At 66.8% G+C, this 13,400-nt stretch carries 13 protein-coding genes; 9 read left to right on the top strand and 4 right to left on the bottom strand.

Going from position 1 to position 13,400, the window contains the following annotated elements; genetic code table 11:
* The 7 genes from HMPREF2914_RS18955 to HMPREF2914_RS18925 form a co-directional block, all read left to right on the top strand.
* Positions 1 to 1,226, top strand: a 1,226-nt coding sequence (locus HMPREF2914_RS18955; RefSeq protein ID WP_070702840.1) for an ABC transporter substrate-binding protein, incomplete at its 5' end; no start/stop codon positions are given.
* 224 nt (positions 1,227 to 1,450) lie between these two features.
* Positions 1,451 to 2,905, top strand: a complete 1,455-nt coding sequence (locus HMPREF2914_RS18950) for an OprD family outer membrane porin (protein ID WP_073668208.1) — start codon at positions 1,451 to 1,453, stop codon at positions 2,903 to 2,905.
* Between the two features lie 49 nt (positions 2,906 to 2,954).
* Positions 2,955 to 4,550: an ABC transporter substrate-binding protein gene (locus HMPREF2914_RS18945; protein ID WP_023092862.1), complete on the top strand. Its 1,596-nt coding sequence runs from the start codon at positions 2,955 to 2,957 to the stop codon at positions 4,548 to 4,550.
* A gap of 67 nt (positions 4,551 to 4,617) precedes the next feature.
* Positions 4,618 to 5,628 (top strand): ABC transporter permease subunit, encoded by a 1,011-nt coding sequence (locus HMPREF2914_RS18940; protein ID WP_003105448.1) that lies wholly within the window; start codon positions 4,618 to 4,620, stop codon positions 5,626 to 5,628.
* 11 nt (positions 5,629 to 5,639) lie between these two features.
* Positions 5,640 to 6,551: an ABC transporter permease subunit gene (locus HMPREF2914_RS18935; RefSeq protein WP_003105451.1), complete on the top strand. Its 912-nt coding sequence runs from the start codon at positions 5,640 to 5,642 to the stop codon at positions 6,549 to 6,551.
* A 52-nt stretch (positions 6,552 to 6,603) separates the two neighbouring features.
* On the top strand, positions 6,604 to 7,578 hold the full coding sequence (locus tag HMPREF2914_RS18930) for an ABC transporter ATP-binding protein (protein ID WP_023092863.1): 975 nt from the start codon (positions 6,604 to 6,606) through the stop codon (positions 7,576 to 7,578).
* Positions 7,578 to 8,549, top strand: a complete 972-nt coding sequence (locus tag HMPREF2914_RS18925) for a peptide ABC transporter ATP-binding protein (RefSeq protein ID WP_003110330.1) — start codon at positions 7,578 to 7,580, stop codon at positions 8,547 to 8,549. Before HMPREF2914_RS18930 ends, HMPREF2914_RS18925 begins: the two co-directional genes overlap by 1 nt.
* A 32-nt stretch (positions 8,550 to 8,581) precedes the next feature.
* Here HMPREF2914_RS18925 and HMPREF2914_RS18920 read toward each other — a convergent pair whose 3' ends face one another.
* A complete protein-coding gene (locus HMPREF2914_RS18920; RefSeq protein WP_003134855.1) occupies positions 8,582 to 9,214 on the bottom strand; it encodes a LysE family translocator in 633 nt (210 codons plus the stop codon).
* A gap of 141 nt (positions 9,215 to 9,355) precedes the next feature.
* Between HMPREF2914_RS18920 and HMPREF2914_RS18915 the strand changes: the two genes are divergently transcribed.
* Positions 9,356 to 9,829: an Lrp/AsnC family transcriptional regulator gene (locus HMPREF2914_RS18915; protein WP_003094456.1), complete on the top strand. Its 474-nt coding sequence runs from the start codon at positions 9,356 to 9,358 to the stop codon at positions 9,827 to 9,829.
* A 4-nt stretch (positions 9,830 to 9,833) separates the two neighbouring features.
* On the opposite strand, the gene HMPREF2914_RS18910 is transcribed toward HMPREF2914_RS18915, so the two are convergent.
* From HMPREF2914_RS18910 to HMPREF2914_RS18900, 3 genes are read right to left on the bottom strand one after another with little or no spacing between them, the layout of a single operon-like run.
* Positions 9,834 to 10,763, bottom strand: a complete 930-nt coding sequence (locus tag HMPREF2914_RS18910) for a 5-oxoprolinase subunit C family protein (RefSeq protein ID WP_023092864.1) — start codon at positions 10,761 to 10,763, stop codon at positions 9,834 to 9,836.
* A complete protein-coding gene (pxpB, locus tag HMPREF2914_RS18905; protein WP_023092865.1) occupies positions 10,760 to 11,437 on the bottom strand; it encodes a 5-oxoprolinase subunit PxpB in 678 nt (225 codons plus the stop codon). The genes HMPREF2914_RS18910 and pxpB overlap by 4 nt, the downstream gene beginning before the upstream one ends.
* Positions 11,434 to 12,189, bottom strand: coding sequence for a 5-oxoprolinase subunit PxpA (locus tag HMPREF2914_RS18900; protein ID WP_023092866.1), 756 nt, complete (start codon positions 12,187 to 12,189; stop codon positions 11,434 to 11,436). Before HMPREF2914_RS18900 ends, pxpB begins: the two co-directional genes overlap by 4 nt.
* Positions 12,190 to 12,318: 129 nt before the next feature.
* Between HMPREF2914_RS18900 and lpxO the strand changes: the two genes are divergently transcribed.
* Positions 12,319 to 13,218: a lipid A hydroxylase LpxO gene (gene lpxO, locus HMPREF2914_RS18895; RefSeq protein ID WP_003134871.1), complete on the top strand. Its 900-nt coding sequence runs from the start codon at positions 12,319 to 12,321 to the stop codon at positions 13,216 to 13,218.
* Positions 13,219 to 13,400: the final 182 nt, after the last annotated feature.

Genomic DNA, 13,400 nt, shown 5'->3' with positions numbered 1-13,400 from the left:
ATCATCCGTTCCGCAAGGCCTACCCCACCGAGTTTCCCTACTTCACCGACATGGGCCTGGACAAGAACATCGCCAGGATCGAGAAGCTCGACGAGCACACGGTGAAATTCACCCTCAACGAGGTCGACGCGGCCTTCATCCAGAACCTGGCGATGGACGTCGCCTCGATCCAGTCCGCCGAGTACGCAGGGCAGTTGCTCGAGGCCGGCAAGCCACAGCAGATCAACCAGAAGCCGATCGGCACCGGGCCTTTCATCCTGAGCCGCTACCAGAAGGATGCGCAGATCCGCTTCAAGGGCAACAAGGACTACTGGAAACCCGAAGACGTGAAGATCGACAACCTGATCTTCTCGATCAACACCGACGCCGCGGTGCGCGCGCAGAAGCTCAAGGCCGGCGAGTGCCAGATCACCCTCAACCCACGCCCCGCCGATCTCAAGGCCCTGCAGGAAGCGGCGAACCTGAAGGTGCCCTCGCAGCCAGGCTTCAACCTCGGCTACATCGCCTACAACGTTACCCACAAGCCGTTCGACCAGCTCGAAGTACGCCAGGCGCTGGACATGGCGGTGAACAAGCAGGCCATCATCGACGCTGTCTACCAGGGTGCCGGGCAACTGGCGGTGAACGGCATGCCGCCGACCCAGTGGTCCTATGACGAAACCATCAAGGACGCCCCGTTCGATCCGGCCAAGGCCCGGGAACTGCTGAAGAAGGCCGGCGTCGCCGAGGGCACCGAGATCACCCTGTGGGCGATGCCGGTGCAGCGTCCCTACAACCCCAACGCCAAGCTGATGGCGGAGATGATCCAGGCCGACTGGGCGAAGATCGGCATCAAGGCCAGGATCGTCAGCTACGAGTGGGGCGAGTACATCAAGCGCGCCCATGCCGGCGAGCATGACGCCATGCTGTTCGGCTGGACCGGCGACAACGGCGATCCGGACAACTGGCTGGCGACCCTCTACGGCTGCGACTCGATCAACGGCAACAACGTATCGAAATGGTGCGACGCGGCCTACGACAAGCTGGTCAAGGCTGCCAAGCGGGTCTCCGACCAGGACAAGCGCAGCGAGCTGTACAAGCAGGCCCAGCACATCCTCAAGGAACAAGTGCCGATCACCCCGATCGCCCACTCCACCGTGTACCAGCCGATGAACAAGTCGGTGCATGACTTCAAGATCAGCCCCTTCTCGCGGAACGCCTTCTATGGCGTAACCAACCAGCCCTGATGCCGACGCCGCCCCGGTCGTGAAACGACCGGGGCGCAGAAGAACGGCACGACCCGTACTTCATTTCTTTGCTTTTCCTGCCCGTGTTCCAGAACGGCGCTGTGCGCGTTCCGCCAGGAGCGCTCGCCTCGCCGTATTCGACCGCCGCGCCCAGGCGCGGGCGAAACCGGCGCAAACCTGGTGGGTAAAACAGGTGCCATGACAACAATAAAGGGAGCAATCAGGTGATGAGATACCAACGAGTGACCGGCGCGACGCTGGGACTGGCCTTGATGGCATCGGCCGCGCCAGGCTGGGCGGCGGACGAGCAGGAAACCCCGCCGACCCCGGACAATCCCAGCTACGCCGCCCAGGTGCAGAGCATCCCCAGCGTGGAGAAACCGATCAAGGGCCAGGCCGGCGCCAGCGGGCTGTTCGAGGGGCAGAGCCTGACCCTGACCACCCGCAACTTCTACTCGCGGGAAAACATGAAGGACAGCTTCACCTTCCGCATTCCCAAGGCCGGCGGCGGCTCCCAGCGCATCCACCAGCGCAACGCCTGGGTCCAGGGCACGGTGCTCAAGTACAGCTCGGGCTACACCCAGGGCAGCATCGGCTTCGGCTTCGACGTCGCAGCCTTCAACGAGATCGCCCTGGAGCGCGGCAAGGGCCGCATCGGCGGCGGCGGCAACCGGACCCTGGCGAACAGCGATGGCGAGGCGATCGGCGAATGGTCCAAGCTGGGCGTTGCCAATATCCGCCTGCGCGCCTCGAACACCGAATTCAAGGCCGGTCGCTTCCTGGTCAACACTCCGGTGTTCAGCTATATCGACAACCGTGCCCTGCCCTCCAGCTTCACCGGCTTCGCCGTGACCAGCGAGGAGCTGGACAACCTCAGCCTGCAGGCCGGCAGCTTCCGCAAGGTCAGCCCGCGAACCGGTTCCGGCGACGAGGACATGACCACCGAGTACGGCACCCGCCAGGTCAAGGGCGACCGCCTGAACTACCTGGGCGGCAACTACAAGCCGCTCGACGGGCTGGATATCTCCCTCTATGGCTCGCATTTCCAGGACGTCTGGAACCAGTACTACCTGGGCGTGACCCACGACATCGGCGACCTCGAGAACGGCATCGCCCTGCGCACCGCCTTCAACGGCTACCACACCGGCGACACCGGCGCGCGCGAGGCCGGCTACATCGACAACGACACCTGGAGCCTGGCCTTCACCCTCGGCCATCGCGCCCACGCCCTGACCCTGGCCTACCAGCAGGTCGACGGCAACGAATACTTCGACTACGTGCACGAAACCTCGGCGATCTTCCTGGCCAACTCGATGCTGGCCGACTACAACAGCCCCAACGAGAAGTCCGCGCAGATCCGCTACGAGACCGACTGGAGCTACTACGGGGTCCCCGGCCTGAGCACCGGCGTGTGGTACGTGAAGGGCTGGGACATCGACGGCACCCACTACGACGGCGATCGCAACGGTGCCTACGGCAACTACGCCGAGGTGCGCGCCCAGGACGGCGAGAAGCACCACGAGCTGGGCCTGATGGCGGCCTACAAGGTGCAGAACGGGCCGATCAAGGACAGCACCTTCAAGCTCACCTACATGATGCACAAGGCCAGCCAGAACCAGGTCGACGGCAGCGTCAACGAACTGCGCCTGGTCAGCACCTTCCCCTTCAACCTGCTGTAAACCTGCGACAACCGGCGGCCCCGGCGACGGGGCCCACGAGGAGGACCCCATGCTCCATCCGTTGCTCCGACACCTGCCCCTGGCCCTGGCGCTATGCGCCGCCGGCGCGGCCCAGGCGAAGAACCTGGTGGTCTGCACCGAGGCCAGCCCGGAAGGCTTCGACATCGTCCAGTACACCGGCGCGGTGACCGCCGACGCCTCCGCGGAAACCGTGTTCAGCCGCCTGCTCGCCTTCCGCCCCGGCACCACCGAGGTGATCCCGGGGCTGGCCGAGCGCTGGGACGTCAGCGCCGACGGACTGAGCTATACCTTCCACCTGCGCCCCGGCGTGAAATTCCATACCACCGACTACTTCAAGCCGACCCGGAGCCTGAATGCCGATGATGTGCTGTGGACCTTCCAGCGCGCCCTCGATCCGAAGCATCCCTGGCATGCCTCGGCGCTGCGCGGCTACGCCTACTTCGACGCGATGGGCATGGGCGAGCTGATCAAGTCGGTGGAAAAGGTCGACGAGCTCACCGTGCGCTTCGTCCTCAACCGTCCCGAAGCGCCGTTCCTGCGCGATATGGCGATGCCCTTCGCGTCCATCTATTCCGCCGAGTACGGCGACCAGTTGCTCGCCGCCGGCAAGCTGGGCCAGCTGAACAACCAGCCGATCGGAACCGGGCCGTTCGTCTTCAAGCGCTACGCCAAGGACGCCCAGGTCCGCTACACGGCGAACCCGGACTACTACGCCGGCAAGCCGCCGATCGACAACCTGGTGTTCGCCATTACCCTCGATCCCAACGTGCGCATGCAGAAGGTCCGTGCCGGCGAGTGCCAGGTCTCGCTGTACCCGAAACCGGAGGACGTGCCGCGCCTGAAGCAGGACCCGAACCTGGCGGTGGACGAGATCGATGCCCTGCTGACCACCTACATTGCCATCAACACCCAGCACAAGCCGCTCGACGACCCGCGCGTGCGCCAGGCGATCAACCTCGCTCTGGACAAGAAGGCCATGCTCGACGCGGTGTTCGGCCCCGGCGCGGCCAGTCCGGCGGTCGGTCCCTATCCCCCGACCCTGCTCGGCTACAACCATTCGATCCAGGACTGGCCGCACGATCCCGAACGCGCCAGGGCGCTGCTCAAGGAAGCCGGTGCGGAAAATCTCAGGATCACCCTGTTCATTCGCAACGGCACCTCGCCTACCATCCCCAACCCCGCCCTGGCGGCACAGATGCTGCAAGCAGACCTGGCCAAGGCCGGCATCCAACTGACCATCCGTTCCCTGGAATGGGGCGAGCTGCTCAAGCGTTCGAAGGCCGGCGAGCACGACCTGTCGCTGCTTGGCTGGGCCGGCGACAACGGCGACCCGGACAACTTCCTCAGCCCGAACCTGAGCTGCGCCGCCGCCGAGTCGGGTGAAAACCAGGCGCGCTGGTGCGACAAGGACTTCGAGGCGCTGATGCGCAAGGCCCGCGAGGTGAGCGATCCGGCCGAGCGGGCGACACTGTACGAGCAGGCCCAGGTGGTATTCCACGAACAGGCCCCATGGATACCGCTGGCCTACCCGAAGCTGTTCAACGTCCGGCGGAACACGGTGCAGGGCTACGTGATCAATCCGTTGAGCAACAACAACTTCGCCACCACCTCGGTGAAGCCCTAGAAGAACAAGGACCACAGCCCTGCCGCCAGCGGGGCGCACGGTCCGCGATGAGGAGTTACCCGCCAACATGCTTAGTTTCATTGCACGACGATTGGGGTTGCTGATCCCCACCTTCTTCGGCGTGACGCTGCTCACCTTCGCGCTGATCCGCCTGATTCCCGGCGACCCGGTGGAAGTGATGATGGGCGAACGTCGCGTCGATCCGCAGATGCATGCCGAGGCCCTACACCGCCTGGGCCTGGACAAGCCGTTGTACCAGCAGTACCTGGACTACGTGGGCAACCTGGCACAGGGCAATCTCGGCGAATCGCTGACCACCCGTGAAGGCGTCTGGCACGAATTCCTCACCCTGTTCCCGGCGACCCTGGAACTGTCCCTGGCCGCCATGCTCTTCGCCGGCACCTTCGGCCTGCTGGCCGGGGTGATCGCCGCCCTGAAACGCGGTTCGTTGTTCGACCACGGGGTGATGACGGTGTCCCTCGCCGGCTATTCGATGCCGATCTTCTGGTGGGGCCTGATCCTGATCATGCTGTTCTCCGTGTCGCTGGGCTGGACGCCGGTGTCCGGCCGTCTCGACCTGCTCTACGACATCGAGCCGAAGACCGGCTTCATGCTGATCGACACCCTGCTTTCCGACGAACAGGGCTCGTTCCTCGATGCCGTGCGCCACCTGATCCTGCCGGCCATCGTGCTGGGCACCATCCCGCTGGCGGTGATCGCCCGCATGACCCGCTCGGCGATGCTCGAGGTGCTGCGCGAAGACTATGTGCGCACCGCCCGCGCCAAGGGCCTGTCGCCGGCCCGGGTGGTCTTCGTGCACGCCCTGCGCAACGCGCTGATTCCGGTGCTGACGGTATTCGGCCTGCAGGTCGGCACGCTGCTCGCCGGCGCGGTGCTGACCGAAACCATCTTCTCCTGGCCGGGCATCGGCAAGTGGCTGATCGACGCCATCAGCCGTCGCGACTACCCGGTGGTGCAGAACGGCATCCTGCTGGTCGCCACCCTGGTCATCCTGGTCAATTTCGTCGTGGACATCCTCTACGGCCTGGCCAACCCGCGCATTCGCCACCAACGCTGAGGAGCCAGCCGATGAACGCCATGCACAACGCTCCCGCCAGCGACCCGAGCCTGGTCTACCCGTCCCCGCTGAAGGAATTCTGGCAGGCCTTCGCGCACAACAAGGGCGCCCTCGGCGGCCTGCTGTTCATGCTGCTGATCGTGTTCTGCGCGCTGTTCGCCCCCTGGGTCGCCCCCTACGATCCGAGCGAGCAGTTCCGCGACTTCCTGCTGACCCCTCCATCCTGGCTGGAAGGCGGCCAGGCGCGCTTCCTGCTCGGCACCGACGAGCTGGGCCGCGACCTGCTCTCGCGGCTGATCCACGGCGCCCGCCTGTCGCTGCTGATCGGCCTGTCCTCGGTGGTGATCTCGCTGATCCCCGGCATCCTCCTCGGCCTGCTCGCCGGCTTCTCGCCGAACCGTGCCGGGCCGCTGATCATGCGCCTGATGGACATCATGCTGGCGCTGCCGTCGCTGCTGCTGGCGGTGGCCATCGTGGCGATCCTCGGCCCGGGCCTGATCAACACCGTGATCGCCATCGCCATCGTCTCGCTGCCGGCCTACGTACGCCTGACCCGCGCCGCGGTGATGACCGAGCTAAACCGCGACTACGTCACCGCCTCGCGCCTGGCCGGCGCCGGCACCCTGCGACTGATGTTCGTCTGCGTGCTGCCGAACTGCATGGCGCCGCTGATCGTCCAGGCCACCCTGAGCTTCTCTTCGGCGATCCTCGACGCCGCCGCCCTCGGCTTCCTCGGCCTCGGCGTGCAACCGCCGACCCCCGAGTGGGGCACCATGCTCGCCTCCGCCCGCGACTACATCGAGCGCGCCTGGTGGGTGGTCAGCCTGCCCGGCCTGACCATCCTGCTCAGCGTACTGGCGATCAACCTGATGGGCGACGGCCTGCGCGACGCCCTCGATCCGAAACTGAAGAACGCGGCATGAGGAGCACAACCATGAACAGCGCACCCGTATCCGCGCCACAGGAGACCGCCGCATGAGCCTCCTCGATATCAAGAACCTCAGCGTGCGCTTCGGCGACACCACCGCCGTGCCCGTGGTCGACGGCCTCGACCTGAACGTCGACAAGGGCGAGGTGCTGGCCATCGTCGGCGAGTCCGGCTCCGGCAAGTCGGTGACCATGATGGCCCTGATGGGCCTGATCGACGCCCCCGGCTGGGTGTCCGCCGATCACCTGCGCTTCGACGGCCACGACATGCTCACCCTCAAGGGCCGCCAGCGCCGGCGCATCGTCGGCAAGGACATGGCGATGGTCTTCCAGGACCCGATGACCGCCCTCAACCCCAGCTACACCGTCGGCTACCAGATCGAGGAGGTTCTCCGCCTGCATCTCGGCCTGCGCGGCAAGGCCCTGCGCCAGCGCGCCCTGGAACTGCTCGAACGGGTCGAGATCCCGGCCGCCGCCAGCCGTCTCGACGCCTACCCGCACCAGCTCTCCGGCGGCATGAGCCAGCGCGTGGCGATCGCCATGGCCATCGCTGCCGAGCCCAAGCTGCTGATCGCCGACGAGCCGACCACCGCCCTCGACGTGACCATCCAGGCGCAGATCATGGAGCTGCTGCTGAACCTGCAGCGCGTCCAGGACATGGCGCTGATCCTGATCACCCACGATCTCGCCGTGGTCGCCGAGACCGCCCAGCGCGTCTGCGTGATGTACGCCGGCGAAGCGGTGGAGATCGGCGGCGTGCCGGCGCTGTTCGACCGCCCGACCCATCCCTACACCGAGGCGCTGATCAAGGCGATCCCCGAGCACTGTGCCGGCGAAGCCCGCCTGGCCACCCTGCCCGGCATCGTTCCGGGGCGCTACGACCGCCCGCGCGGTTGCCTGCTGTCGCCACGCTGCCCCTATGCCCAGGAGCATTGCCGCCAGGAGCGGCCGGCCCTGGAAGCGCACGAGCGCGGCGCGGTGCGCTGCTTCTATCCGTTGAACCTGCTGAACGAGGTGGCCTGATGGAAACCGTTCTGACCGCCCGTGATCTGACCCGTCACTACGAAGTCTCCCGCGGCCTGTTCAAGGGCCATGCCCAGGTGCGCGCGCTGAACGGCGTATCGTTCGAACTGGAAGCCGGCAAGACCCTCGCCGTGGTCGGCGAGTCCGGCTGCGGCAAGTCGACCCTGGCGCGCGCCCTGACCCTGATCGAGGAGCCCACCTCCGGCTCGCTGAAAATCGCCGGGCAGGAGGTCAAGGGCGCCAGCAAGGACCAGCGCCGGCAGTTGCGCCGCGACGTGCAGATGGTCTTCCAGAACCCCTACGCCTCGCTCAATCCGCGACAGAAGATCGGCGACCAGTTGGCCGAGCCGCTGCTGATCAACACCGCGCTGTCGCGCGAGGAACGCCGCGAAAAGGTCCAGCAGATGATGCGCCAGGTCGGCCTGCGGCCGGAGCACTACCAGCGCTACCCGCACATGTTCTCCGGCGGCCAGCGCCAGCGCATCGCCCTGGCCCGGGCGATGATGCTGCAACCCAAGGTGCTGGTGGCGGACGAGCCGACCTCGGCCCTCGACGTGTCGATCCAGGCCCAGGTACTGAACCTGTTCATGGACCTGCAGCAGCAGTTCCGCACCGCCTACGTGTTCATCTCGCACAACCTGGCGGTGGTCCGCCACGTCGCCGACGACGTCCTGGTGATGTACCTCGGCCGACCGGCGGAGATGGGGCCGGCGGACAAGCTCTACGAGAACCCGCTGCATCCCTATACCCGCGCGCTGCTCTCGGCGACCCCGGCGATCCACCCGGACCCGACGAAGCCGAAGATCCGCATCCAGGGCGAACTGCCGAACCCGCTGCACCCGCCGGAGGGTTGCGCCTTCCACAAGCGCTGCCCCTACGCCACCGAGCGCTGCCGCAGCGAGGTGCCCGAGCTGCGCCTGCTCGACCAGCGCCAGGTGGCCTGTCACCACGCCGAGCAGTTCCTCGGCTGAGCGCCACGGGGCGCTCGCCGCCCCGCAGCCCTTCAGAGCTGGCGCAGCAGCGCCAGCCTTACCCCGAACCCTATCAACAACCCACCGAAGCCCCACTGCTGCAGGCGCTGTGCCCGCGGCCGGGACGCCAGCCAGCGGCCCAGGCGGCCACCGACCAGGGCGTAGGCGCAGTCGAAGGCCAGGCCAACCAGAACCAGGACCGCACCGAGCGCGGCGAACTGGACGGCCAGCGAACCGGCCTCGGGGCTGACGAACTGCGGCAGCAGCACCGAACAGAACAGCAGGGCCTTGGGGTTCAGCAGGTTGGTCAGGAGTCCGCGCAGCAAGGCCCGGCGGTCGGCGTGGGGGACTAGCGGCGCGGAGCCCGTGTCGCTGGTCGGCAAGGCCAGTCCGCCACCGCGCAGCATCTGCAGGCCAAGCCAGGCGAGGTAGGCGGCGCCGAGCAAGCGCACCAGGTCGAAGGTCCAGGGAGCGGTACGGAACAGCAGCGCCAGCCCGGTCGCGGCCATCAGCACATGGCAGGCCCGAGCCAGCGCCAGGCCGAGGGCGGTGACCAGCGCCGCGCGACGGCCCTGGCGGGCGCCGGTCTGGAACAGCAGGAGCATGTCCGGTCCGGGGACCAGGTAAACCACCGCCAGGGCAATCAGGAAAGCGCTCGTGTCCATCGTATCGGCTCCAGGAAGGTGACCCGGATAACGATTCTATGCCCGCAAGGCAGGGCAGGTGCTTGCGTTTTCCACCAGCCTATCCATTCTATTTGGCAGTAAATTCTACTCTCTGGAGACTATCCATCCGGATATGCCAAGATGAAACTCGACGCCTATGACCACCGCATCCTCGCCGCCCTCCAGCGCGACGGCCGCCTGAGCAACGTCCAACTGGCCGAGGAGATCGGCCTCTCCCCGTCCCCCTGCCTGCGCCGCGTGCGCCTGCTGGAAGAGGCCGGGGTGATTCGCGGCTACCAGGCCAGCATCGACCGCGACGAGGTCGGCCTCGGCCTCACGGTGTTCGTCGGGATCAAGGTGGAACGCCACCGCCAGGAGCAGGCCGAGGCCTTCCACCGTGCGGTGGTCGACCTCCCGGAGGTGATCTCGGTGCACCTCGTCTCCGGCGAGTCGGACTTCCTCCTGCAAGTGGTGGTCCCCGACCTGCGCGCCTACGAACGCCTGCTCAGCGAAACCCTGCTGCGCCTGCCCGGGGTCAGCGACATTCGCAGCAACTTTGCGATCAAGACGGTCAAGGCGCCCTCGCCGCTGCCGCTCGGCCACCTGGCCGGCTGAGCGCTCAGCCGCGGAAGAAGCGGTAGAAGCACAGCAGATCGGCCTGCTGCGTCGCCAGGTCGCTCTCGACGAAGGTTACCTCGCTATGCGCGGGGCTTTGCGCCAGGCGCGAGAGGTCCAGTGGATGGACGAAGCCCAGCAGCGGATAGCCGCCCATGCTCTGGCGGTCGGCCATCAGCACGATGGGTTGGCCATCGGGCGGAACCTGGATAGCGCCCTCCACCACGCCCTGCGACCAGGCGCGCGGCGCCCCGCGCAGTGGCTTGCCGGCCAGGCGGACGCCCATGCGATCGGACCGCGGGCTGATTCGCCAGGCGCTGGCGAAGAAGGCTTGCCGGCTGGCTGCGTCGAAGGCCGCCGCATCGCCGCCGAGCAGCACGCGCAAGGGCCGCTGCTGCCGGTAGTCCGGCTGGAAACGCCAGGGCACGCTGGCATCCCACGGACACGCCGCTCCCGCTTCGGCACACGGCAGGCAATCGCCCTCCGCCAGGATCCGGCCATCGCCCTGTAAACCGCCGAGCCCGTCGCGAACCTGGCAGGCGACGCTGCCCAGTACCGGCCTCGCCCGGAAACCGCCGGCGCAGGCCAGGTAGGCACGCTGCCCGGCCTCGGCGAAGCCCAGTTCGATGCGTTGCCCGCGGCGGACCCGGAAGCGACTCCAGGGCAGGCATTCGCGACCGTCCACCGTCAGCGCCAGGCGCGCTCCGGTCAACGCCAGCCAGGTCGCCTCCACCCTGCACTCCAGCGCCAAGCCGCCGAAAGCGATTTCCAGCAATGGCGTCCCCCAGGGATTACCGAGCAGACGATTGGCCCAGGCTGCCGCCTGGCGGTCCAGAGGGCCGCCCGCGGATACGCCGAGGTGCTGCCAGCCGCGCCGGCCGTCGTCCTGCAGCAGGCTCTGCGGACCCGCCTTGACGACCCACAAACCATTCATTCGCGCCCGCCCAGGTCGAGGAAAGCCTCGCGCCCGATGGCGACGAAGCGCACCCGGTCGCCCAGCGCCAGTGGGCACGGAGGAGTGGCGGCCGGATCGAACGGACGCCACGGACTGCGTCCCAGCAGGTGCCAGCCGCCGGGCGAGACCTGCGGATAGATCGCCGTCTGCGCCTCGGCAATGGCCAGGCTGCCGGCCGGTACACGCGCCCGCGGGGTGGCCCGCCGCGGCAGGACCAGGCGCGGATCGAGGCCGCCGAGGTAGGCGAATCCCGGAGCGAAACCGATCGCACCGACCCGGTATTCGGCCGCGCTGTGCAGTTCGATCACCCCTTCGCCAGTCAATCCGCAGGCAACCGCTACCGTCGCGAGGTCCTCGCCGGCGTACCAGACGGGAATCTCGTGCAGGCGCCCGGCATCCTCGGCGGGGCGCCAGGCGTGCCACTCCGCCAGCAGCGGACCCAGGCGTTCTTCCAGTACCTGCGGGGCGATGCGGTAGGGGTCGTAATGCAGCATCAGGGTGGTCCAGCCCGGCACCAGATCCCTGACGCCTTCGCCGAGCCCCTCGCGCAGACGTCTGGCCAGCTCGGCCAGGCGCACAGACAGGTCCACTTCGGGCTCTTCGGCGAGCGTCAGCAGCAGGGCTTCGGCACCAGCGGGTTCGATGCGGATCACAGGCTGTCCAGGGCCGCGCGCAGGCGCCGGAGGACCGCCAGCGACTGCGGGTTGTCGCCATGCACGCAAAGACTGTCGGCGGTCAGGCGCAGCGGGTTGCCGTCGTAGTCGGGGAAGGCTTCGCCGCGGGCGATGGCCAGGGCCTGTTCGATGATCCGCTGCGGATCGTGATGCACCGCGCCGCCAAGCCGCCGCGGCGCCAGCCGGCCGTCCGGCAGGTAGGCGCGATCGGCGAAGGCCTCGAACAGCAGCGGCACGTCGGCCTCGTCGGCCAGTTCCAGCTCGCGGCCGTTGTCGGCCAGGGCCAGCACCATCAGCGGTAGGCCCTTGCGATAGGCGGCGCAGGCGTCGAGCACGGCGCGCAGCAGCTCATCGTCGCCGACCAGGTCGTTGTACAGCGCGCCATGCGGCTTGACATAGGCCACCTGGGCACCGAGGGAACGGCAGAAAGCGTCCAGCGCACCGATCTGGTACAGCACCATGGCATGCACCTCTTCGGCAGAGCAGGCCAGCGAGCGCCGGCCGAAGCCGCTCAGGTCGGGATAGGCCGGGTGCGCGCCGATGCTCACGCCATGGCGTACCGCCAGCTCCACCGCGCGCCGCATGGAGAGCGGGTCGCCAGCGTGGAAGCCGCAAGCCAGGTTGGCCTGGTCAACCAGCGGCATGCTGTGGACATCGTCGCCCATGCGCCAGGCGCCAAAGCTTTCGCCCATGTCGCAGTTGAGCAGGATACGCCGGCCGGTGTCGTTCATTGTGCGTTCCTTTCGAGGCCAGGATTACAGAAAAATGAGCGCAGTGCTGGCGAATTAGCGTCAGGTAGCATACTCAGGCACTGAGAACAGGAGTAAATTCTCCTCTTTTGCACCGACGACCTTGCATTCATGAAAGTTCTCATCCTGGCGGCCTATGCGCTGAGCATCCTCTATGTCCATTTCCGCGGCCGGGTACGCCACAAGCTGTCACGCCAATTGAGCGACCACTCCAGCTTCCTCGCTCCGATCAACTGCCTGATGTACCTGTTCTCGAAGGTACCGAACCGCCCCTACCTGGCACCGCAGACCTTCCCCGAACTGCAGGTTCTGGTCGACAACTGGCAAGCCATCCGCAGCGAGGCGCTGCACCTGCACGGCGCCGGCAACATCAAGCGTTCCGAACAGTACGACGATATCGGTTTCAACTCGTTCTTCAAGAGCGGCTGGAAGCGCTTCTACCTGAAATGGTACGACGAGGCCCATCCCTCCGCCGGACAACTCTGCCCGCAGACCACCGCCCTGTTGCGGCAGATTCCCTCGGTCAAGGCGGCGATGTTCGCCGAACTGCCGCCGGGCTCGAAGCTGGTGCGACACCGCGATCCCTACGCCGGCTCGCTGCGCTTCCACCTGGGACTGTTCACCCCCAACGATCCGGCCTGCTTCATCGAGGTGGACGGCGAGCGCTACCACTGGCGCGACGGCGAGGCGGTGGTGTTCGATGAAACCTTCATCCACTACGCGGAAAACGCCACCGAACACAACCGCATCATTCTCTTCTGCGACATCGAGCGGCCGCTGACCCAGGGCTGGGCCACCGCCTTCAACCGCTGGTTCAGCCGCAACGTGATGGCTGCCGCGGCCGCCCCGAACAACGCAGGCGACCGGACCGGCGGACTCAATCGGATCTTCGACAGCCTCTACAAGATCCGCCTGCAGGGCAAACGTTTGAAGAAGCGCAACCGCAAGCTCTACTACCTGCAGAAATGGGGCTTCTTCGCCCTGGTACTGGCTTTCATCCTGTGGATCTGAGGCCCGGCGACGCAAGGCCCCGATAGCTCCGTGGGGCGGATGACGCCAACGGCGTCATCCGCCGATATCTCGCCGAAATGGCGGATAACCGCTCTGCGGTTATTCGCCCTACACCCCGCAAAGCCCGGCAGTCCCAGCAGTTGGCAACGAAAAGGCTCCCTTGGGAGCCTTTTTCATTCATC

The sequence above is a fragment of the Pseudomonas sp. HMSC067G02 genome (genome assembly GCF_001813485.1).
In the GTDB taxonomy this organism is placed as follows: domain Bacteria; phylum Pseudomonadota; class Gammaproteobacteria; order Pseudomonadales; family Pseudomonadaceae; genus Pseudomonas; species Pseudomonas aeruginosa.
This window is presented reverse-complemented; position numbering and strand designations above follow the sequence as displayed.